The following is a 22,750-nucleotide window of genomic DNA, read 5'->3' as shown; positions in this document are numbered from 1 at the left end:
ACATATGATCCTCGACAGAGTGAAGCCGCTCGACGCAATTCTCGCGGCGGCGCAAAGGAAATCGCTGCACCGTTCGCTTGGCGCATGGCAATTGATGCTGTTCGGTATCGGCTGCATCATCGGGACAGGGATCTTCGTCCTTACCGCTGCCGGGGCGCAGAAGGCGGGGCCGGGTCTGATGCTGGCCTTCGTTATCGCGGGTGCCGTCTGCGTGGTCGCAGCGCTTTGCTATGCGGAAATCGCTGCCATGATCCCTGTGGCAGGATCAGCCTACACCTATAGCTACGCGACAATGGGGGAATTGCTGGCCTGGACGGTCGGATGGGCGCTGATCCTGGAGTACGCGATTGCTGCATCGGCGGTTTCGGTTGGTTGGTCCGGGTATTTCTCCGGCACGATCCTCAATGAGTTTCTCGGTATCAACCTTCCGCAATGGCTGTCAGCCGGGCCGCTCGCTCTTGGGGGAGAGCCGGGAGGGTTGATCAACCTGCCCGCGCTGGTGATCGCCCTGCTGGTGACTTGGCTGCTGATGATCGGCACCAGCGAAAGCGCCAAGGTCAATGCGGTGCTCGTGGCTATCAAGGTTACGGCACTGACCGCCTTTATCGGGCTCACACTGACCAGCGCCTATTTCGATCCCGACCAATTCAACCCGTTCCTACCTGCAGGGATTTTCGGCGGGTTCGGCACCGGGGTCGGGGCGGTAGGGGCCGCCGCGACGATCTTTTTCGCCTATGTCGGCTTCGATGCCGTCTCAACGGCGGCGGAGGAGACCAAGGATCCGCAACGCAATGTTCCCATCGGCCTGGTCGGGTCGCTGGTATTTTGCACGGTTTTCTACATCCTGGTCGCGGCGGGCGCGATCGGCACCATTGGCGGGCAGCCTATCATGGGGCCGGGCGGCATTCCGTTTCCTGCGGGGTCGGAAGAACTTGCCCGGCAATGCGCTCTCCCACTTTATGCCGATGCCCTCGTCTGCTCAGACGAGGCGCTCGCTCATGTCCTGCGCCAGATCGGGTTCTCCGGGATCGGCAACATGCTCGGCATCGCGGCCTTCCTGGCACTTCCCTCGGTCATCCTTGTCTTGCTGTTTGCGCAAACACGCATCTTCTTCGTGATGAGCAGGGACGGGCTGCTGCCCGCAGGCCTGTCCAAGGTCCATCCGCGATGGAAGACGCCCTATGTGGTCACCGCCTTGACCGGCGCGATCGTCGCAGTCGGTGCGGCATTCTTCCCGGTTGGGCAGTTGGCGGATATTGCCAATGCCGGCACGCTTTATGCTTTCCTGATGGTGGCGGTCGCGGTGATGGTCCTGCGTCGAACAGCGCCCGACCGCAAGCGCGACTTTCGCACCCCGGCGCTGTGGTTCGTCGGGCCGGCGACAATCGCAGGCTGCGCTTTCCTGTTCCTCAACCTCCCGCTGGAGGCGATGCTGGTCCTGCCGGTATGGTCCGCGATCGGCCTGATAGTCTATTTCGGCTACAGTCGCCGCAGCAGTCATCTGGGCAAAGGAATCATTGAAGTGGTCGATGATGTCGCGGGCGAGGAAACCATGGTGCCGATCCACCCGTCTGCCAGCGCCGACTGACGAGAAAAGGCCGCCCGGCAAGGGCGGCCCTTTCGTTTTTACAGGTCATTTGGAGAAGGACCCGTTTAGAGGTCGACCTTCTCGGCATGCTGTTCTTCGGCTTCGTCATGCACGTTCATGCCGAGTGCCATCTTGGCCGTATTGAGGACGCCTAGATCACCGTTCCATATTTCTGCCGTTCCGAGGTCCATGCGCAGGAACAGGATGTCGGGATCGTTCTTGCCGCCGTCGTACCAGGCCTCGACGAAATTGTTCCAGAAATGGTCGAAGCGTTCCTTGCTGGTTTCGACAGCCAGCTTGCCGCCAAAGCGGGCAAACATTTCATGCCCCTTGCCTGCGAAGGTCGCGGTAGCAGCGCCGAGCTGGGCGAAATCGCTTTTCTTGTGTGTGAAGAACCAGATCGAGCTGTTGGCATCCTTGTCGAGCTGCGCAGTCATGGGAACGGCGGTGTCAGGTCGTCCGTCGAGTTCAAGAAAGACAAAGGGCGAATCCGCCATGGCTTTCCAGAATTCGGTCTTGAGCTTGTCGGGGTTTCCGGCGGCATGTTTCATCAAGTGGTCCTTTCACATGTTTTCCTGCCAACGTTCGTGGATGGGGAGGCGTTCCGTATCGGCGAGAGTTTGGCGGGAGCGATTGCGAATCGATCCGGATTGGAACATAATAAGAACATATGAGTCGCTCCACTATGTCTCTTACCGATCGCTCGGCCGATCAGGCCGCTCTGCCGCTGGCATCCTTCGCGGACGTCGCGGCCCTGTCCGCCCAGCGGAGTGCACGCTGGCGTCCCGGCCTTGCAATGCGGCAAGGGGCGGCACTGCATAACGAGGTTTTCGCCTCCTCGCGCGAAGCGGCCGGTGCAGGGGTGGCGTTGGCGCTCGCACTGGACGACCTGCAGCACCTGCCTCGCCCGGCAGGGCAGGAAGCAGAGGACCGGCGCAGCGTGCTGTGGGTGCAGACCCGCGATGCGGCAAGGATCGGCGGGCGCCCCTATCGCGCGGGCTTGCCCCGCGAATTGCAATCGCGCATTGTTCATGTGCTGGCCGAAAAGCCCGAAGACGCGCTCTTCGCGCTGGAAGAAGGGCTGCGCTGTCGCGATCTCGCTTTCGTCATCGGAGAGGTCGCGGGCAATCCTCGTTCGCTCGATTTCACCGCTTCACGCCGGTTGACGCTGGCGGCGCAAAAGCATGGTGTACCGCTGTACCTCGTGCGCCTGGACGCCGCGCGAGACCTCTCGTCTGCCCGGATGCGTTGGGAGGTGACCTCGGCACGTTCAGACACGCCCCGATGGAATGCGCAGGCCCCGGGCCAGCCGGCATGGCAGGCGGAACTTTTCCGTGCGCGTTCGCATGCGCCGGGACACTGGGTGTTGTCGCAAACGGGCGGATCGTTGTCTGCACGTCGTGCGGGACAGGGTCGCGATGTTCCTTCGACTGGCGGTTCGATCGGGCGAGCGTTCTTCGGCGAGGCGGCAACGCGTCCGCTAATCGCGCGGGGCTGACCGTGCGACATGGCCGGATCGCGGCGCATTCTTTCAATCTGGCTTCCGGCGATGGCAATCGATCGCTGGCGACAGGGCTCGCCAGACCGCCGCGAATTCGATGACAGGCCCCTTGTCCTGATTGCCGAAACCGCACACGGCCCGCGCATCGAAGCGGCCAATCGTGCAGGGAAGACGGCAGGGGCGAGAGCCGGTATGATGCTGGCCGACGTACGCACGCTGTGCCCTGAAATCGCGACCGCCCCATCCGACCCGGCAGGTGACCTGGCATTCCTCGAAAAGCTCGCTGCCTGGGCGCGTCGCTGGGGGCCATGGTCGGCGATGGATGCGCCCGACGGCGTGCTGGTCGACGTGACCGCGGTGCCGCATCTGTTCGGGGGGGAAGGGGCCCTGCTCGACGATGTGTCCGCCGCCTTCGACCAGCGCCACCTCGCCCTTCGGGCGGCCATCGCGCCCACTGCGGGAGCGGCATGGGCGCTGGCACACTACGGCCCGCCTGCCGCAATCGTCGATGCCGATATAGAGCGGGCCTTATCGGATCTGCCAGTAGCTGCACTGCGCCTCGACAGCGATGTGCTGACGGTATTGCGTCGCCTCGGCCTCAAGCGGATCGGGGATATCACTATGATCGGTCGCGACGCGCTGCACCGGCGGTTCCGCAACCGCAAGTCGCCCGCGGCCAATCCGCTGATCCGGCTCGACCAGCTGCTCGGCCGGGTGCCCGAACCGCTTCTTCCGGTCATCCCGCAGCAGATGCCGCTCGTCCAGCGCCGCCTGATGGAACCGATTCGCCACCGCGCGCTACTGGATCAGGTAGTCGGCGATCTTGCCGTCGACATGGCACGCGAACTGGAGGGCAAGGGGCTCGGTGCACGGCGGCTCGAACTGGGCCTGTGGCGTGTCGATGGTGAGGTAGCGGTGCGCCAGCTGGAAATGGCTGCCGCGTCACGCGATCCAGCGCATATTTGCCGTTTATTCGCCACACGGCTCGACGATATCGATGCCGGTTTCGGGATCGAGATGTTGCGCCTGCGCGCCAGCTGGGCAGAGCCGCTGGCGCTGGAGCAGGGCGATATCGAAGCGGGTGCCGAAATCCACGGGACTTCGCTTGCCGCCTGCATCGACAGGCTGACGGTCAGACTCGGCCCCAAGGCGGTCAGTCGCCCGGTCCCCTTCGCCAGTCATATTCCCGAGCGCGCGCAACGCTGGCAACCTCCGCTCGAGGCCGAGCCGCTAGTGCAGGGCAGTTTGGAATTCCACGCGCGCCCGCTGAAAATGCTCGATGCGCCGGAGCATATCGCGGTGCTCTACGCCACGCCCGATGGCTATCCCCAGCGATTTCGCTGGCGCGGTCATGTACATGAAGTCGCGCGGGTGGAGGGCCCCGAACGGATCGCACCCGAATGGTGGCGCGAACGCGGTTCTGCGCGCCTGCGCGACTATTACAGGATCGAGGACGAATGTGGCCGACGCTACTGGATTTATCGCCAGGGTATCGTCGGCGATGGGCGTGGTGGTGCACCCGATTGGTATATGCAGGGTTTGTGTGCCTAAGCCTTGGGTACCACTGCCATGCGTCGTGCGCGCCTCTGCCCAAGCGGTATTTTGCTGAAGTCGGCGCTTGGTCCCGGTTCGACCTCAACGGTCTCGGAGGTCGCGTCGACTACGGCCTGCGGGATGCTGCGCTCGAAAACTACACCGCAACTGTTATCCCGGCTCCAGACCACTTTGCACCATTGCTCCTGATCGCCCCAGGCGAGCAGTCCGGAGACCCCCGCGGCAGGAGGGGCGGATGCTTCGAACCGCGCCCCGTCGATCGACAAGTTGCTGAGTTTTCCAGCGTGTTCTCCACCCAGAAGCTGCAGGCGCGCGGCGCAGTCCACGACATGTCGGCGTGCGATCCGCCGCTCCGCCTGTGCAGTTGCCGGTTTTCTCTGGAACAGTGCCAACCGTCGCCCCCCTTACGCGCAGAAATGCGTCCGTGTCCTTAGCGGCGAGTTGAAGAAGACGGTCACTGACGCGTTAAGCATGCCCGCCTGGCGTAGTGCCAGGCGGGCGCTATTTCACTCCACAGGTGCAACCAGCGGTCGGGAACCGAGCGGCTGAAGCGACCTGGCGCTGGGGCCGAGGCTGGCTTCCATCGCTGCAATCTGTTCTGCACTGGCGGTCATTACGGTCTCGGCGATGTGCCAGTTCACGCCTTCGCTGCACGGTGGTGTGGTGAGCGAGCCCATGTACCGTTAAATGCTGGAGGCCTCAGGGACCATGTCGTTCACGTCGAAAGAAACGGATGCTCCATTACCCTGGCCGACGCCATCCACGATGCTGGCCAAGGCGCTGTTAGCTCCGCCCTGCTCGTACATTACGCCGAGGACCCCCAGCTCACCCGCATCGGTGGCGTGAACAAAATGCGCGACGAGCGGAAGCGATCGTCATTAAAGGCATGTTCGGAAGGAGCGTGAAAGTGCACCTGTCCCAAGTTGAATTTCTCGGGAAGAGATCAGCCTGCGCCGTGGATTGCATTCATCCACGCCAATTGCAGGCTATCATACGTCCGACATAGCGTGCGCATGAGTGCCCGCCAGAGTGGCCCGGTCCGTGGCTTATTTACGTCGAATGGTCGGCCCGGTTCAATGCTTCTTCGATTTGCTGTTGGAAAACCCATCGGTAGAACATATAAAGAACGAATGGCTTCGCAGACCATCCTTCAAAAGCTGGAGATTCTCGCCGATGCGGCGAAATACGATGCTTCCTGCGCGTCATCCGGGACAGCGAAGAAGAACTCGCTGGGTGGCAAGGGAATCGGTTCGACCGAAGGGATGGGCATATGTCATGCCTATGCGCCCGACGGTCGCTGTATCAGCCTGCTCAAGATCCTGCTGACCAATCATTGCGTGTTCGACTGCCACTACTGCGTCAACCGCAAGAGTTCGAACGTGGCGCGGGCGCGTTTCACGCCGCAGGAAGTGGTAGACCTCACGCTCGCTTTCTACCGGCGCAATTACATCGAAGGGCTGTTTCTCTCCTCGGGCATCGTGAAAAGCTCGAATCATACAATGGAACAGATCGTGGAAGTCGCCCGCATCCTGCGGGAAGAGCACGATTTTCGCGGCTATATCCATCTCAAGACCATCCCCGAAGCCGATGCCGAGATCGTCCATCAGGCGGGGCTTTATGCAGATCGCGTCTCGATCAATGTAGAGTTGCCGACCGACAGCGGCCTCACCCGACTCGCGCCCGACAAGAATGCGGGCCAGATCGAAGGCGCGATGGGCAAGGTAAAGGCCGATCTTGTCGAGGCGAAGGATGCCCGCAAGCGGTTCAGGCATGCGCCGCGCTTTGCACCCGCGGGCCAGTCGACACAGATGATTGTCGGTGCCGACGCTGCGACCGATGCCGATATCGTTGGCAAGGCAAGCCGGCTCTACGACAACTTTCGCTTGCGCCGGGTTTACTACAGCGCTTTCTCGCCCATTCCGGATGCCAGCGCCGTATTGCCGTTGAAGCGTCCGCCGCTGATCCGCGAGCATCGCCTTTACCAGTCCGATTGGTTGATGCGTTTCTATGGCTACAAGCCGACCGAGGTGATGCAGGCGACCGAGGCGGACGGCAATTTGCCGCTCGATATCGATCCCAAGCTTGCATGGGCCTTGAAGTTTCGCGACGCTTTCCCGGTCGACGTCAACCGGGCGAGCAAGGAACAACTGCTGCGCGTGCCCGGCCTGGGCGTGAAGGCGGTGCACAAGATCCTGGCCAGTCGGCGGCATCGTAACCTGCGCCTGGACGACGTGGCATTGCTGACCCAGTCCATCACCAAGGTTCGGCCGTTCATCTGCACGGTCGACTGGCAGCCTGTCACGTTGACCGACCGGGCGGACCTGCGCAGGCTGCTCGCGCCGAGGACCGAGCAGCTAGAGCTGTTTGCCGCATGAAGACTGCGCGCAATCTCGCCAATGTGAAGCTCGGCACATATTATGTCGTACAAATGCCGACGCCCGACGATTTCGATTTCTGGCGCGAGCGGGCGCGCGCGCTGGTCCAGTGCGAGGTTCCGCCCGACCGGGTCGCCTGGGTCGAACCTGGGGGTAGCGGCGATCTCTTCGCTCACGGCGAGCGGCGCAGCCCCGTGCCCGATCCCGATGCGAAGCCGGTGCGTGCCAATCGCCGGTTCGTAAGCCTGGCGCGCAATGCGATCCTGCATTCCGATCCGGAGCGGTTCGCGCTGCTCTATCGCCTGCTGTGGCGACTGCAGGCCAATCCGCGGATGATGGAAGACAAGGCCGATCCCGATGTTCGCCGGGTCGAGGAGCTCGACAAAAACGTGCGGCGCGACAGCCACAAGATGCACGCGTTCGTACGATTCCGACTCGTGGAGAGCGAAAAGGACGGTGAGACGCAGGAGCACTACGTCGCCTGGTTCGAGCCCGACCACCACATCGTGCGCGCCAACGCCGGCTTCTTCATGCGGCGCTTTTCCAATATGCAGTGGTCGATCCTGACGCCGCGCGGCTCGCTGCATTGGGATGGCGAAATCATGCGCGAAGGGCCGCCGGCCGAGCGCAGCGATGCGCCGCAAGGCGATCCGATGGAGGATCTGTGGCGCAGCTATTACGCATCCATTTTCAATCCGGCGCGTTTGAAGATCGGGGCCATGCTCAAGGAGATGCCCAAGAAATACTGGAAGAACATGCCTGAAGCCGCGCTCATTCCCGAGCTGGTGGCAGGGGCCCAGGGACGCGAGGCGAAGATGGTCGAGAAGGGTGCGCTGGAATTCGAAGAGCGACCTGAAACGCTGGCAGCGATCGACAAGGCGATCCATGGCTGCCGCAAGTGCCCGATCGGCCAGCTCGACAATCATGCGGTCATGGGTGAAGGGCCGCAGGATGCCGCCTTGATGATCGTCGGTGAACAGCCCGGCGACCAGGAGGACCAGGTGGGTCGACCCTTCGTGGGGCCGGCAGGGCAACTGCTCGATCGCCACCTCGAAAAAGCCGGGATCGAGCGCAAGGCGGCTTATGTCACTAATGCGGTCAAGCATTTCAAATATGTCCAGCGCGGCAAGCGACGGCTTCACCAGAGCCCCGGCGCGAAGGAAATTGATACCTGCCGCTGGTGGATCGAGAGCGAACGCGCGATCGTGCAGCCGAAGCTGGTGCTCGCCATGGGAGCGAGCGCGGCTCGGGGCATGTTGGGCAAGACGGTCAGCATTTCAAAAGTTCGCGGCGCACCAATCGAACTCGATGATGGGAGCGAGCTCTGGGTCACGGCACACCCGTCCTACCTGTTGCGGCTCGATGGCGCGGCGCGCGAAGAGCAGGCGCGCCTGTTCGATGCCGATCTGGCGGCGGTGAAGGAGCGGCTCGAGGAACTGGCCGGGTGACGCGATGCCCGAAAACGACCTCCAGATCCCCAAGCGCACGATCGAGCTTGATCCGGACACGATAGATGCGCCGCTGCGCGGCGCCTTCGTCGAATTGGGTCTCCTGTCCTGCTTCAGCTTCCTGCGCGGAGCCTCGGACGCGGTCGATCTCATGCTCGCTGCACATGCGCATGGTTATGATGCGATCGGAATTGCCGATGCGAACAGCATGGCCGGGGTGGTACGCATTCATTCCGAAGCGAAAACGCTGAAGATAAAACCCCTTATCGGTTGCCGGATAGAAACGATCGAGGGCCTTTCCTTGCTCGCCTATCCGGAGAACCGAACCGCTTACGGCCGTCTATGCCGGCTGATTTCCGCAGGCCGAATGCGGACGCTGGATGGCGAATGGCAGGCCAAGGGCGAGTGCGACATCAGCCTTGCGATGCTGGCTGATCATGCCGAGAATGTGCAACTGATCCTGCTGCCGCCGAGCGATCTCAAGGCGGCCTTCACCGTCCCAGCGTGGGCCAGCAATGTCGTGGGTCTCGGCGGACAGCAGGTTCAGGAAAGCATTACGGGCCCGTTCGAGGCCATCGTGCCGCATCTCGTCGCCGGCTTGGCAACCATGCGCCATATCGCCGCCAGCTATCTCTATCGCGGCGATGATGTCGCCAGGATCGGGCATCTCGACGCACTGGCTCGCGCAAACGGTGTATCGATCCTCGCCACCAACGACGTGCATTACGCCACGCCCGACCGGCGCCCGCTACAGGACGTGATGACCGCGATCCGGCACAAGACCACGGTGGCGGCGGCAGGGCATCTGCTCCACGGCAATGCTGAACGCTATCTCAAGCCGCCCGAGACAATGATACGGCTGTTCGAGCGTTGGCCGCATGCCATCGCCGCTACGCGCGAGGTGGCCGATGCCTGCAACTTCTCGCTCGATGAACTGGCCTATGAGTATCCGGAGGAAATCTACCCGGACGGCCAGCCACCGCAGGCTTTTCTCGAAAGCGAGACGTGGAAGGGTGCGGAATGGCGCTATCCAGCAGGGCTACCCGACAGCGTGCGTCAGACGCTGCACAAGGAACTGGCGCTCATCGGCAAGCTCGACCTGGCGCGCTATTTCCTGACCATCAAGGACATCGTCGATTATGCGCGGCGATGCGATCCGCCGATCCTGTGCCAGGGGCGCGGTAGCGCGGCGAATTCCGCCGTCTGCTATTGCCTCGGCATTACCAGCGTCGACCCGGCCCGGCATGCGTTGCTGTTCGATCGCTTCATTTCGGAAGAACGCAAGGAGCCGCCCGACATCGACGTCGATTTCGAGCACGAACGACGCGAAGAGGTTATCCAGTATATCTATCGCAAATACGGCCGCCATCGCGCAGGTCTGTGCGCCACCGTCATCCACTATCGCCCGCGCATGGCGATCCGCGAGGTGGGCAAGGCAATGGGCCTGACCGAGGATGTGACCGCCGCGCTCGCCAAGACCGTATGGGGCGGATGGGGTCGCGAAATCAGCGAGGCGCACGCCGCCGAAACCGGTATGGATGTAACCGATCCGCACTTGCGCCGTGTCCTGAAACTGACCGAGCAAATGATTGGTATGCCACGCCATTTATCGCAGCACGTCGGCGGCTTCATCCTCACCGAGAGTGCGCTGACCGAGACCGTGCCGATCGGCAATGGCGCCATGCCCGAACGCAGTTTCATCGAATGGGACAAGGACGATATCGAGGCGTTGGGCATTCTCAAGGTTGACGTTCTGGCGCTGGGTATGCTGACCTGCATCCGCAAATGTCTCGACCTGCTGGACGATCACCATGGCCGCACGCTCACGCTGGCCACTGTCCCGCGTGAGGATCCGGAAACCTATGCGATGCTGCGCAAGGGGGACTCGCTGGGTGTGTTCCAGGTCGAAAGCCGCGCGCAGATGAACATGCTTCCGCGGCTGCGTCCGCGCGAGTTCTACGATCTCGTGATCCAGGTCGCCATCGTGCGCCCGGGACCCATCCAGGGTGACATGGTCCACCCCTATCTCAAGCGTCGCCGCGGTGCGGAGCAGGTCATTATTCCCGCTCCATCGCCCGAACACGGCCCGCCGGACGAGTTGTCCAGCATCCTCGAGCGTACGCTGGGCGTACCGATCTTCCAGGAACAGGCGATGAAAATCGCGCTCGATGCCGCGAAGTTTTCGAGCCGCGAAGCCAATCGCTTGCGCAAGGCGATGGCGACCTTCCGCAGTCGCGGCATGGTCGACGAGTTGCAGGACATGATGGTCGAGCGCATGGTCGAGCGGGGGTACGACCGCGAATTCGCCCAGCGCTGTTTCAACCAGATCCGTGGGTTCGGCGAATATGGCTTTCCCGAAAGCCATGCCGCCAGCTTCGCGCATCTCGTCTATGTGTCGAGCTGGCTGAAATGCCACTTCCCGGCCGCGTTCGGCTGTGCGCTGCTCAATTCGCAGCCGATGGGCTTTTATGCGCCCGCCCAGATCGTGCGCGATGCGGTGGAGCATGGCGTCACGGTGCTGCCGGCTGACGTCAATCTGTCCCAATGGGATTGCACGCTGGAACGGGTGGAGGAGACCAGTCAACGCCTGGGAGACAATGGCCGGCTCGACCAGCATGTGGCTCTGCGCCTCGGTCTTCGTCAGGTCGACGGCTTGTCGGAAGCCGTGGCAGCACGGTTGATTGCCGAGCGTGCCGAGAACGGCTCCTATGCCGACGTCACGGCGGTGCGGGATCGTGCCCGCATCGGTCCCGCACATATCGAGCGGCTCGCGAGCGCGGATTGTTTCGGCTCGATGCAGCTATCACGGCGTCAGGCCTTGTGGGATGCGCGCAGCCTGGTGGGCGGACCGGACCTGCCGCTGTTCGCTGCCGCGGCGGCGCGCGACGAGGGCGCCGAAGCATCGCCCACCCGGCTTCCGTCGATGCCGCTGTCAGAAGAAGTGGTGGCCGATTACCAGACGACCCGGCTCAGCCTCAAGGCGCATCCGATGGCCTTCCTGCGCGCGTCTCTGGCCGAACGCGGCTTCGTGCGGGCCTGCGACCTGCGTGCGCGCAAATTCCGCAGCATGGTCCATGTCGCGGGCGTGGTGCTTATCCGCCAGCGACCGGGCAGTGCGAAGGGCGTCTGTTTCATCACGCTGGAGGACGAGACGGGCGTGATCAATCTCGTCGTGTGGCCCGATCTCAAGGAAAAGCAGCGCCGTGTCGTCATGGGCAGCCGGCTGATGGAGGTGCGCGGCCGGGTGGAATATGACGACGAGGTTATTCACGTCATCGCACATCACATGGCCGACGCGACCCACCAGCTCTATCGCCTGTCGGACGATATGCTCAATGCGCCGGTCGCGCGCGCCGACCATGTCAATTCACCGCTGCCCGACAAATTCAACCCGCGCGATAATCTACGTGAAGGAAGCGAGGATCCCTACAAGCCGGTCGAGCCATGGCAGGAGCCGCCGCCCGGCAATCGCGAATGCGGTTGGCGCGGCTCACATCCGCGCGATGTGCGGATCATTCCCAAGTCGCGAGATTTTCATTGATGGCGGGGCTACAAGCGGCTTTGTGCATCGCATGAGGTGTCGGATCACCAATCGGCTCGGTGGCGCGTGACAACGCTCTTTTCCAGACGCATCGGCAAATTCCGCGCCGACCGCCGCGTGGTCGGCGCGCTATTGCTGCTCGGGCTCTTGCTTGCAGGACGTGTCTGGCTGGCGGGGCATCCACAGCATAATCCGTGGGCACCCCTAAACCTGCGTGACCCGGCAGGCTGGGCGACGCAAAGCAAGCTACTGAAATTGCGTGACGATCCGGTCCAGTGCCGGGCCGTTCTCGAACGCAGTGACGTAGCCTTCTCGACGCTTGATCCTGCGGGGGAGGGTGCCTGTCGGCGAGAGGACAGGACCCGCCTGTCCGCTTTCCCTCTAAGTCCTGATACCCCGGCTATTACATGCCCGGCTGCCGTCGCCCTACACATATGGGAGCGAGACGTGCTGACTCCTCTCGCCCAAGAGACCCTGGATTCGGGAATCGCGCAGATCCGACATCTTGGCGCTTACTCCTGTCGACGTCTCTATGGACGCGACGAGGGACCATGGAGCGAGCATGCGACTGCCAATGCCATCGATATCGCGGGCTTCGAGCTGGAAGACGGGCGATATATCAGCGTGCTGCGCGATTGGCAGGGAAACACACCGGAAGCAGAATTCCTACGCAAGGCACACCAGGGTGCGTGCGACGGGTTCTCGACGGTTCTGGGGCCGGATTACAATGCCGCACATGCCGACCACTTGCATCTCGACATGAGCCCACGCTGGAGAGGCGTTTGCCGATGACCTATCGCGGCGAGGCGCAATCGACCATGCGCGTTTCGCTGTGATCGTCGGATTGCTCCAGCATTTCGCACGGTTTGCGGGTGAGCACCACGCCATAACGTTCGGTTGCCATCAACAGCGTGTCGTCCTCGACCTTCTCCAGCCAGGGATCGTCATGGAGGACGGTCAGCACATTCCACGGTGTCGGCATGTCCGGCGAATGGCCGGTGGCGGCTAGGGGTTCACAGTTGCTCGGTCGATCGGGCAGTGTCGGGCCATCAATCTTGGAAATGCGGCCATCTTCGGTGTAGCGATAAGTCAGGTCATATCGCGGGCATCGCGTGTAGCCGGCCGTGATCCCATCGAAGCTGATGCGGCCCGGAACTTCGGACAATCCGCCGCCGCCATAGCCACCGCCGTCGTAATAGCGCACGATTTCGACGAGTCGCCATTCGCCAAGGATTTCCTGTGGCTTCGGGAGGAAGGCCAGCCTGCGCTGTTCAGGCCTTTCCAGCAATAGTTCGGTCGCGCCTGCGACAAGACGTATCTGGCCGTTTGGCAGCTTTTCGACTGCTGGATCTTGGAAGAAGAAATCGAAGAGGGCCGCTTCGCGCGCCATGGCTTCATCGCTGCAGCCCATGGCAGTCTGCACTCCGTCGTCGGGTTGCGAGACAAAGCGGCCGTCACGAATGATGCCGCGCGCGCCGGAATAATTGCATTCGATCCGCAAAGCGACCCCCGTAGCGCCGAAATCAGCGAAGGCTGCGCGGGTTGAGCCGAAGGTGCGGCGCGGCTCGTATCCATCGAAGCTGATGATATCCCATTCGCCGGTCACATCGCCTGTCGCTGATACGGGAGCAGCGCGAGCAAAAGGTGACGTGCCATTTCCTGAAACATTTTCCGGCTCTTCGGCGGTTTGCTGCACCGCCGGAATGCAAGCAAAGAGCGCTGCAGTCGTCGCAGCGGCGAGGACCGCCGACACCGTTCGCTCAAACATCGCTGCCTCCACTATTTGAAGCAACGATAGACCGAATGGCTGTTTCCTCGATGAACCGGTCAGGCTTCCAGGGAATAGCCGGCGCTGCGCACAGTACGTACCGGGTCCTTGGCACCGTCGATCTCGATCGCCTTGCGCAGGCGGCGAATATGCACATCGACCGTACGCAATTCGATGTCGCTTTCCGTGCCCCAGACTCCGTCAAGCAATTGTCCACGGCTGAACACCCGACCGGGACTCTCCATGAAGAACTTGAGCAGCCGGTATTCGGTCGGGCCGAGTTGTAATGTGCGCCCGCGACGTGTCACCTTGTGCGCCACAGGATCGAGCGCGATGTCGCCGACCTCGATAACCTCACCTGCGAGGGCGGGGCGGATGCGCCGCATCACCGCCGCAACTCTGGCCAGCAATTCACGTGGACTAAAGGGCTTGGTGAGATAGTCGTCGGCGCCCGTCTCGAGGCCCCTGACGCGATCATCTTCCGCTTCGCGTGCTGTCAGCATGATGATCGGGACGTGCGCCGTCTCCTTGTCGCGCCGGAGCCGTCGGCAGACCTCGATCCCGCTGGTGCCCTCGATCATCCAGTCCAGAATGACGAGGTCGGGAGTGTCCTCGGACGCAAGGATAAGCGCCTCGTCGCCATCGGCCGTGGTCCGGACATTGTAGCCCTCGTTCGCGAAACGGTATTCCAGAAGTTCCGATAGCGCTGGGTCATCTTCGACCAGCAAGAGTTTGGCCGCGTGCACGTTTTTGCCTTCCCGCGATGAGTTCGTATCGGGCATGGCAGTATGACCTTCGCGCTACAGAATTGTGTCAGTCGTCGTCATCGGGCGGATAGGTTCCGACCGCTGCGAAATGTACCATTTCGGCAACATTGGTCGCATGATCGCCGATGCGTTCGAGATTGCGCGCCACGAAGAGAAGCTGTGCCGCGCTTGAAATGGTGGACGGGTTTTCGACCATGTGACTGACAAGGTTGCGGAAAATCGAGTTATAGAAGGCGTCGACCTTCTCGTCGGTGGCGATGACTTCGCGCGCCAATTCGGCATCGCGCGCGGCGTAAGCCGTCAACACATCATGGACCATCTCGCTCGCCACTTCGGCCATGGCCGGGAGCAGGGTCAGCGGCTCGAACTGCTTGCGGTTCGATCCGATCTCCTTGCTCGCCTTGGCAATATTCTTGGAATAATCGCCGATCCGCTCGACGACGCCGGCGATCTTGAGCGCTGCGATTACCTCGCGCAAATCATCCGCCATTGGGGCGCGCAAGGCAATGATGCGGACCGCCAGCCTGTCGACCTCGCTTTCGAGCACGTCGATTTTCTTGTCGCCCTTCACGATCCGGTCCGACAGGGCATCGTCGCCTTTCACGAGCGCTTCGATCGCCTGCTGGATGGCGGCTTCCGCGAGGCCGCCCATTTCGGCGATCAGGCCGCGGAGCCGCGTGATGTCCTCGTCGAAGGCCTTGACGGTATGTTCTTGCATGGAATCCATGATGTTATCCGTATCGCCCGGTAATATAATCCTGAGTCCGCTGTTCGAGCGGATTGGTGAATATGTCAGAAGTACGACCATACTCCACCATCTTTCCCAAGTGGAAGAAGGCGGTACGCTGGCTGACGCGGGCCGCTTGCTGCATCGAGTGCGTCACGATCACGATGGCGTAGCGACCGTTCAATTCGGCGATCAGTTCTTCGATCTTGGCCGTGGCGATCGGGTCCAGTGCGGAACAGGGTTCGTCCATGAGGATGACTTCTGGGTCGACGGCGATTGCGCGCGCGATGCACAAGCGCTGCTGCTGACCGCCCGAGAGGGCCGTGCCGCTATCGCTCAGGCGGTCCTTGACCTCTTCCCACAACCCCGCGCGCTTGAGGGACCGTTCGACGACAGCGTCGAGTTCTTCCTTGCCTTCGGCGAGGCCGTGGATCTTCGGGCCATAGGCGATGTTGTCGTAAATCGATTTGGGAAAGGGGTTCGGCTTCTGGAAGACCATTCCAACACGCGCGCGCAACTGGACGACGTCCATCTTGGACCGATAGATATCTTCGCCGTCGAGCGTGATTTCCCCCTCGACACGTGCCGAAGGTATCGTGTCATTCATGCGATTCAGCGTGCGCAGGAAGGTCGATTTGCCGCATCCGGAGGGGCCAATGAAAGCGGTGACGTATTTCGTCGGAATATCGATCGAGACCTCGTCGATCGCTTTCTTGTCGCCGTAATAGACGGAGACGTCGCGCGTGCTCATCTTGGCGTCGGTCACATCAAGATTTTCGTGGACTACGGTCACCATGTCTTCTCGAATTTGTTGCGCAGGTAGATTGCCAGCCCGTTCATCACGAGCAGGAATAACAGTAGCACGATAATCGCAGCGCTGGTGCGCTCCACGAATCCCCGGTCGATTTCATCGGACCAGAGGAAAATCTGCATCGGCAAGACTGTTGCGGGTGAAGTGAAACCATCGGGAGGGGTGGCAACGAAGGCACGCATCCCGATCATCAGGAGTGGTGCGGTCTCGCCAAGGGCACGAGCCATGCCGATGATCGTCCCGGTCAGGATACCGGGCAAGGCTAGCGGCAAGACATGGTGAAAGACCACCTGAACCGGTGAAGCGCCTACTGCCAAAGCGCCGTCGCGAATGCTGGGCGGAACGGCCTTGATCGCGTTGCGGCCGGCGATGACGATGACCGGCATGGTCATCAGCGCCAGTGTCATGCCACCGATGACCGGAGCTGATCTTAGATTCGGGAAGATCGTCAGGAACACGGCGAGGCCAAGCAGGCCGAAGATGATCGAGGGGACCGCCGCGAGGTTGTTGATCGACAGCTCGATCAGATCGGTCCATTTGTTCTTCGGAGCATATTCCTCGAGATACAGCGCCGCCAAGACGCCTATCGGAAATGCCAGAAGTAGGGTGACGACCATCGTCAGCATCGAGCCCTTGAGCGCGCCCCAGATGCCGACTTGCTGCGGATTAGTCGCATCGGCGCGCGTCAGAAAACCGGGATCGAGGTTTTTGTCGATCTTGCCCTGGTCATAGAGCGACGCGGCCATTCGCTGCATCTCTGCAGAACCCTCGCCTTCATAGCCAGCTGCCAAATCAGCGGATGCTGGCAAGGAGAACGTCGCCTGCTCGCGAAGGATCGACGGGTCGGATATGATTGCGGCAGCGACATCACGCCAGGCCTGACCGCCGAGTTGCCCCGCCGCATCCTCGCCAAGTTCTTCGACTGCGAAATACTGCACGACATCGGGCAGCCCCTGCGCCTCCAGCGCCTGGATAGCGCCGGGTTGCGCCATGGCGGAGGGATCGGCAGCGAGGCCAGCCTCGGTGAAGTCGATCGGCACTTGCAGCTCGACGCGCTGAAACCCGCCAATCCCGTTCAAGGTCATCGTGCCCAAGAGGAAGACGAGCACTGCCACGGAAAACAGGATCGCACTGAGGCCGATTGCCTTGAACCGACGTTCGGCGGCGTAGCGCTGCTTCAGTCGCGCTTCGAAAGCGGCGGTCCGGGTCGGCGCGCGCATTGTGGGTTCCTGGTCACTCATAAGCTTCGCGATACCGTTTGACGACGCGCAGCGCGACGAAGTTGAGGCCCAGCGTCACCATGAACAGGACGAAGCCCAGCGCGAAGGCGCTGAGTGTGGCAGGATGGTCGAAGCTGCCTTCGCCCGTGAGCATGGCAACGATCTGGACTGTCACCGTGGTCATGGCTTCGAGCGGATTCCCGCTGAGGTTAGCCGCGGTGGAGGCGGCCATCACGACGATCATCGTTTCTCCGATCGCACGACTGATGGCGAGCATGATGCCCGCCACGATGCCGGGCAGGGCGGCGGGTACCAGGACACGGCGGATCGTTTCACTGGTGGTTGCACCCATCGCCAGGCTGCCATCGCGCATCGCCTGCGGCACGGCAGCAATGCTGTCGTCGGCCATCGAGCTGACGAAGGGGATGATCATGACGCCCATCACGAGCCCTGCGGCCAAGGCGCTTTCGCTCGAGGCACTGGAGGCGCCCAGTTGCAGGGCCAGATCGCGGATCGCGGGCGCAATGGTGAGTGCGGCGAAATAGCCGTAAACGACCGTCGGCACGCCGGCGAGAATTTCGAGCGCGGGCTTTACCCAGGACCGGATTTTGGGATTGGCATATTGGGTCAGATAGATCGCGCTCATCAGACCGAGAGGGATGGCGACGATCATTGCGATGATCGCACCGATGAACAGTGTGCCCCAGAACAGGGGGACGGCACCGTAACGTGTCGGGTCGGGATTTTCGGGATTGCCCATGGGGTCGGGGCCCCAGTGGGTGCCGAACAGAAAGTCGAGCGGCGACACCATGCCGAAAAAGCGCACGGTTTCGAAAACCAGGCTGCCGAGGATGCCGATGGTGGTCAGGATGGCCACCAACGATGCGCCGAGCAGGATTGCCATCACGATCCGTTCGACCCGGCTGCGTGCGGCGAAGTCGGGCTTCAGGCGAAGGAATGCCCATGCGCCTGCCAGAAACGCAATCAGCACCGTTACTACAATGCCAATGGTATTGTAGTACGACAGGGCGTCACGGAAAGGTTCGACCAGGGCACGGGCTTGCGGGTTGAAAACCGCCGGCGCTGCTCCGGTCGCGACTGCGCGCGCCTCGTTCAGGATTGTCTGCCGCTGGAAGCCGAATGCCGGCAAATCCGCTGCAGCGGGACTGGCAAGAACGCTCTGCGCCACGAGGCCGGGCGCGATCGCGCTCCATACGGCAATGAAAGCGACCACGGGCAGCACGATCCAGAGGGCGACATACCACGCATGGTAGGTTGGCAGACTGGCGAGGCGCCCGTCCGCGCTCTCGCACCGGAAAGCCCATGCACGAGCGCGAGCCGCCAACCATCCGGCGAGCCCGAGGCCAAGGGCCAGGAGAAGCAGGATGGCTGGTGACATACGCGGGTTGTTTCGCCTTACTTCAGCTGCGAGCCGTCGAGCGTGGTGTACTCGAGCGCGGCTTGGGTGTTGGCCGCCATAACGTCGTCAGGCGAGGCGACAAGCCCGATCTTCGAGAGTTCCTCACCTTTGCCCCACATCTTGGTCCACTGAGCAAGGTATTCCTTCAGGCCCGGGATCGCGTCGAGGTGCGCCTTCTTCACGTAGACATAGAGCGGACGAGCGCCGGGATATTCGAAATTGGCGATGTTCTCATACGTCGGATCGACGCCATTCATGGGCAGGCCCTGAACCTTGTCCGCGTTTTCCTCAAGATAGCTGTATCCGAAAACACCGACGGCCTTCGGGTTGCCTTCGATCTTCTGGACGATCAGATTGTCCTGCTCGCCCTGGTCGACATAAGCGCCATCCGAGCGCACTTCCGTGCACAGCTGAGCGTGACGATCTTCGTCGCTGTCCTTGAGCGCCTTCATTTCGGCATTGGTGTCGCAACCGACCTCGAGGACGAGTTCCTTGAGAGCGTCACGCGTGCCCGAAGTGCTGGGCGGGCCGTAGACGAGGATCGGTTCGTTCGGCAGCGAGGGATCGACGTCCGACCACGTCCGGTTCGTCTGCTCCTCGCCGTAGGGATTGGCGGCGAGCGCTTCGTAAACCTGCTTCGGGGTCAGGCTCATCATGATGCCCCCCTGCGCCGACGCGAAGGCGATTCCATCAAGACCGACCTGGATCTCGATGACCTCCGTCACACCATTGGCCTGACAATCGGCGAACTCGCTCGCCTTCATCCGGCGCGATGCGTTCGACATGTCGGGCGTGTCCGCGCCAACGCCCGAACAAAACAGCTTCATCCCGCCGCCAGTGCCGGTCGATTCGATAATCGGGCTCTTATAGTCGGGGTTGGAGCGGACAAACGCTTCGGCAACGGCCTTTGCAAAAGGAAAGACGGTCGAAGAACCGACGGCGCGGATCGAATCGCGCGAGGTCGAGTCACCGGCGCCGCCACCGCAAGCGGCGAGCGCAGCAGCCGAGACGGCGGCGAAGATGAATGATTTGGTCTTGGTCATGGTAGATCCCTTGTGTGGTAACTAGCGGCGCCTAAGCGCTTCAATATTACAGGGTTGCGACAGGCGTTTGACCGCGTCTCAGAAATCGACCTGGCCACGCAGGCCGATCACGTCGACCGAGTAGGATCGGTCACCTGAGTCAGTGGGATAGAATGCGTTGCTGTAGTCGAGCTTGCCATAGTTCGCGAGAAGCATGACGTAGTCGGTCGGTTTCCAGACAAGCGACAAGTAGTAGCCGTCCTGCGAACCGCCTACGATGCCGGCATCGGTCAGATCTAGCCGATCGTAACGCGCGTTGATCTGCAACGAACCCAGGCCGCCTTCTCCAACGGGATTCTCCGGCTTGGTGCGGTCGAAGGTCCCGCCCTTGTAGCCGCGCGTATCGCCTTGGGTAAGAAAGTAACCGATTTCGACATAGCCGCCAAAAAAAGTGGGATCGGCGGGGACAACTGGTGTCGCGACCTTGCGCCAATAGCCTTCGGCAGCGGCGTGAAACGGGCCTGAAACCATCGCGCCTTCGAGGCCGTAGGAGGTTTCGCTCGAGGCTTCGAAGGTGTCGGTATTGATGAAGCGTTCGGATGTGAATGCCACCAGCGGACGCTGGCGATAGCGCACGGTGCCTCCTTCCTCGAGCTCGCGATAATGCGCCGAAGCACCAAGGTGGAGTTGCGTGTTGCCGATTTTAGGCATGTAAACGACACGCCCGTCTGCACTCCAGCTGTCGTTGGGCAAATCGTCCATATTATCGCTGAAGACGCCGGCCTGCAGCAAGACATCGCCCGGTGCATACTCCACACCGATGCCGACGCGCCGGACAAATCCGAAAGCGTCGGTAAAGGCTGCGCGTTCGATAAAGCTCGTGTGCAGCGAACTGGTCAGTTCTTCCAGCGACTGGAAATTGTTGAATTGACCGATGCTGACTTCGACATCGCCCGTGCCATAGCTGATAATGGCATCGGTGACCGCCACGTCGCTATTGGCAAAATCCACTTCGAACTTGTAGCCGAAGCCCCCGGGCAAGTCTCCCGAGGCGCCGAGGCGGGCGCGGCGCACGTCGTTCCCGAAGCCATCTTCCCGGCCGGTCGAGTCTGGAGCGACGACAAAGCCGGCGTCATACTGCAAGCGACCGCGAGGCTTGAAGCTCCAGCCATCGCTTTTCGCTAGTTCGCCGACCGGCGCTGCTTCGGAGGCGACCTTTGCGTTGGCAGAGCTTTCTGCCGCAGCCGCGATCATCGTGCTCTGCGTTTCGTTGACCTGCTTTGCCGCTTCCAGCTCGCTTTCCAACTGATCGATCCGGGCGTTCATCGCCGCAAGCTGCGCGCGCATTGCGGCGAGCTCATCTGCGGAAACCGATACTTCCTGCGCGAATACGGGTGTGGCGATCGTGCAGCTGAGCGCTGCCGCCGCAACGGAAAGGCGAATCATTCGGGTCATCTGGGGTCCTTCGCAGGATTGGTTACGATCCGGCGACGCCCCTATGACCGTCAAATTACAGTTGTGTGACAGGGCGCGATGGATGCTCAGGATGGCATCAATCCGCAGTTGCGTTATCCAAAGGCAGCGTGACCGTAACACGCGTTCCTTCGCCAAGCTTGCTGTCGATATCGAGCCGGCCGCGATGACGTTCGACGATATGCTTGACGATTGCGAGGCCGAGGCCAGTGCCGCCCGAGGCCCGGCTGCGCCCAGGATCGGTTCGGTAGAAGCGCCGCGTCAGATGGGGCACATGCTCTGCGGCGATGCCTTCTCCCCGGTCGGTCACGGTCAGGCGCACGCGATTGTCACCGCGCGGATGGAGACGCACGGTTACCGGTTGGTCCGGATCACCGTATTTGAGAGCATTGTCGACGAGATTGCGCACGAGCTGCTCCAATTGTTGCTCGTCGCCGCGAACGTGAAACTCGCCGGACCCCTCGATATCCAGACGGTCCCAGCGGTCGGACCCTGCTCCGTCGCGTGCCGCGGCCTCGACGAGTTTGCGCAAATCGACTCGGGCGCTTGGCGCGTCGTGCTTCTCCGCTTCGATCCGCGAAAGCGACATGAGGTCACTGACCAGGTCCTGGAGACGTCGACCTTCGCGTTGTATCGTTGCGAGAAAACGGTCCGCGATGCCAGGGTCCAGATTGTCAACATCCTCGCGCAGCGTCTCGACATAGCCGATGATGGACGCGAGCGGCGTTCGCAATTCATGGCTGGCATTGGCAACGAAATCGGTATGTGCCCGTGCGATATCGGCTTCAGCCGTTTTGTTGACCAATTCGATCACCGCCAGCTTGCCGTCGAGTTTCTTGCGATTGATTCGCCAGATGTCGTTTCGTCGAGCCAGGCCCCGGACGACGGCGGTGCCGTCGGCGGATCTGTCCAGCAATCTCACCGCTTCGGGCTGACGCAGTGCCATGCGCGCGTCCTGCCCCAGTATATGCGTGCCGAGGAGGCCGCGGGCAGAGTGATTTGCGATGATGACCCGGTCGCCTTCGGTAATGAGGACCGGTGTTTCGGAATATTCGAAGAGATCTCCCATCGCATCTCGCGAAAGGCCGACACCATTGCGGTCCTCGCGGGACGGCGGTGGCTCGGATCGTACGAGCCACAGCGATCCCGCCCACACCAGCAGGGTCGCCAGCGCGGACGTGAGTTCGAGGCCTGCCAACGTCAGCATCGCGCAGGTCGCGAGCGCTAGCACTAGACCCGGGAGGGGAAGGCGGGGAGCGTCCATCGCGGCGTCGCTTAGCCGCACGGGCTCTACCGTGCCAATCACAATCGCATTCTTGTCACAGTCACCGGTGGTGGTGACCCCTACGGGACTCGAACCCGTGTTTCAGCCGTGAAAGGGCCGCGTCCTAGACCGCTAGACGAAGGGGCCACATCCGTCCGCCAGGCTTGCGCCTGTCGCGAATGCAAAACGCCACCGTGGTGACCCCTACGGGACTCGAACCCGTGTTTCAGCCGTGAAAGGGCCGCGTCCTAGACCGCTAGACGAAGGGGCC

The 22,750-nt window shown here is 61.9% G+C and carries 18 protein-coding genes and 2 tRNA genes; 7 read left to right on the top strand and 13 right to left on the bottom strand.

Annotated elements, in window-relative coordinates; translation table 11 throughout:
* Positions 1-4 precede the first annotated feature (4 nt).
* Positions 5-1,588 carry an amino acid permease gene (locus tag P8Q88_RS09885; RefSeq protein WP_278323672.1) on the top strand — a complete coding sequence of 528 codons (1,584 nt, stop codon included), beginning with the start codon at positions 5-7 and terminating at the stop codon, positions 1,586-1,588.
* 65 nt (positions 1,589-1,653) lie between these two features.
* Here the strand turns inward: P8Q88_RS09885 and P8Q88_RS09880 are convergent, their stop codons facing one another.
* On the bottom strand, positions 1,654-2,139 hold the full coding sequence (locus P8Q88_RS09880; protein WP_278323671.1) for a pyridoxamine 5'-phosphate oxidase family protein: 486 nt from the start codon (positions 2,137-2,139) through the stop codon (positions 1,654-1,656).
* Positions 2,140-2,258: 119 nt separating this feature from the next.
* Between P8Q88_RS09880 and P8Q88_RS09875 the strand changes: the two genes are divergently transcribed.
* Together P8Q88_RS09875 and P8Q88_RS09870 are read left to right on the top strand one after the other, a co-directional pair.
* Complete coding sequence (locus P8Q88_RS09875) at positions 2,259-3,086, top strand: hypothetical protein (protein WP_446532555.1); 828 nt, start codon at positions 2,259-2,261, stop codon at positions 3,084-3,086.
* A 9-nt stretch (positions 3,087-3,095) separates the two neighbouring features.
* Complete coding sequence (locus P8Q88_RS09870; protein WP_278323670.1) at positions 3,096-4,640, top strand: Y-family DNA polymerase; 1,545 nt, start codon at positions 3,096-3,098, stop codon at positions 4,638-4,640.
* Between the two features lie 509 nt (positions 4,641-5,149).
* Here P8Q88_RS09870 and P8Q88_RS15070 read toward each other — a convergent pair.
* Positions 5,150-5,320: a carbonic anhydrase family protein gene (locus P8Q88_RS15070; protein WP_446532554.1), complete on the bottom strand. Its 171-nt coding sequence runs from the start codon at positions 5,318-5,320 to the stop codon at positions 5,150-5,152.
* Between the two features lie 453 nt (positions 5,321-5,773).
* On the opposite strand from P8Q88_RS15070, the gene P8Q88_RS09865 reads away from it, so the two are divergent.
* The 4 genes from P8Q88_RS09865 to P8Q88_RS09850 are packed head-to-tail and all read left to right on the top strand — an operon-like array spanning position 5,774 to position 12,799.
* On the top strand, positions 5,774-7,018 hold the full coding sequence (locus P8Q88_RS09865; protein ID WP_278323669.1) for a putative DNA modification/repair radical SAM protein: 1,245 nt from the start codon (positions 5,774-5,776) through the stop codon (positions 7,016-7,018).
* Positions 7,015-8,466: a UdgX family uracil-DNA binding protein gene (locus tag P8Q88_RS09860; protein WP_278323668.1), complete on the top strand. Its 1,452-nt coding sequence runs from the start codon at positions 7,015-7,017 to the stop codon at positions 8,464-8,466. The genes P8Q88_RS09865 and P8Q88_RS09860 overlap by 4 nt, the downstream gene beginning before the upstream one ends.
* Before the next feature lie 4 nt (positions 8,467-8,470).
* Complete coding sequence (locus P8Q88_RS09855; RefSeq protein ID WP_278323667.1) at positions 8,471-12,007, top strand: error-prone DNA polymerase; 3,537 nt, start codon at positions 8,471-8,473, stop codon at positions 12,005-12,007.
* Positions 12,008-12,043: 36 nt separating this feature from the next.
* A complete protein-coding gene (locus P8Q88_RS09850; RefSeq protein WP_347569010.1) occupies positions 12,044-12,799 on the top strand; it encodes an extensin-like domain-containing protein in 756 nt (251 codons plus the stop codon).
* Between the two features lies 1 nt (position 12,800).
* On the opposite strand, the gene P8Q88_RS09845 is transcribed toward P8Q88_RS09850, so the two are convergent.
* From P8Q88_RS09845 to P8Q88_RS09795, 11 genes are all read right to left on the bottom strand, one after another.
* Positions 12,801-13,775: a hypothetical protein gene (locus P8Q88_RS09845; RefSeq protein WP_278323665.1), complete on the bottom strand. Its 975-nt coding sequence runs from the start codon at positions 13,773-13,775 to the stop codon at positions 12,801-12,803.
* A 59-nt stretch (positions 13,776-13,834) separates the two neighbouring features.
* A complete protein-coding gene (gene phoB / locus P8Q88_RS09840) occupies positions 13,835-14,521 on the bottom strand; it encodes a phosphate regulon transcriptional regulator PhoB (protein WP_278323664.1) in 687 nt (228 codons plus the stop codon).
* Positions 14,522-14,588: 67 nt separating this feature from the next.
* Positions 14,589-15,260 (bottom strand): phosphate signaling complex protein PhoU, encoded by a 672-nt coding sequence (gene phoU, locus P8Q88_RS09835; RefSeq protein ID WP_278324473.1) that lies wholly within the window; start codon positions 15,258-15,260, stop codon positions 14,589-14,591.
* A 13-nt stretch (positions 15,261-15,273) separates the two neighbouring features.
* A complete protein-coding gene (gene pstB, locus P8Q88_RS09830; protein ID WP_278323663.1) occupies positions 15,274-16,065 on the bottom strand; it encodes a phosphate ABC transporter ATP-binding protein PstB in 792 nt (263 codons plus the stop codon).
* Complete coding sequence (gene pstA / locus P8Q88_RS09825; RefSeq protein WP_278323662.1) at positions 16,059-17,300, bottom strand: phosphate ABC transporter permease PstA; 1,242 nt, start codon at positions 17,298-17,300, stop codon at positions 16,059-16,061. Before pstA ends, pstB begins: the two co-directional genes overlap by 7 nt.
* 13 nt (positions 17,301-17,313) lie before the next feature.
* Entirely contained in the window at positions 17,314-18,699 is a 1,386-nt protein-coding gene (gene pstC, locus P8Q88_RS09820) for a phosphate ABC transporter permease subunit PstC (protein ID WP_278323661.1), read from the bottom strand.
* 17 nt (positions 18,700-18,716) lie between these two features.
* Complete coding sequence (locus P8Q88_RS09815) at positions 18,717-19,763, bottom strand: substrate-binding domain-containing protein (RefSeq protein ID WP_278323660.1); 1,047 nt, start codon at positions 19,761-19,763, stop codon at positions 18,717-18,719.
* A gap of 78 nt (positions 19,764-19,841) precedes the next feature.
* Positions 19,842-21,197 carry an OprO/OprP family phosphate-selective porin gene (locus tag P8Q88_RS09810; RefSeq protein WP_278323659.1) on the bottom strand — a complete coding sequence of 452 codons (1,356 nt, stop codon included), beginning with the start codon at positions 21,195-21,197 and terminating at the stop codon, positions 19,842-19,844.
* A 97-nt stretch (positions 21,198-21,294) separates the two neighbouring features.
* Positions 21,295-22,479, bottom strand: coding sequence for a sensor histidine kinase (locus P8Q88_RS09805; protein ID WP_278323658.1), 1,185 nt, complete (start codon positions 22,477-22,479; stop codon positions 21,295-21,297).
* Between the two features lie 71 nt (positions 22,480-22,550).
* A tRNA-Glu gene (locus tag P8Q88_RS09800) sits at positions 22,551-22,626 on the bottom strand.
* A gap of 48 nt (positions 22,627-22,674) precedes the next feature.
* Positions 22,675-22,750 (bottom strand) — tRNA-Glu (locus P8Q88_RS09795).

Source organism: Qipengyuania marincola (assembly GCF_029688625.1).
Lineage (GTDB): Bacteria > Pseudomonadota > Alphaproteobacteria > Sphingomonadales > Sphingomonadaceae > Qipengyuania.
The sequence above is the reverse complement of the archived record's forward strand: the minus strand, read 5'-3'. Positions and strand labels throughout refer to the sequence as shown.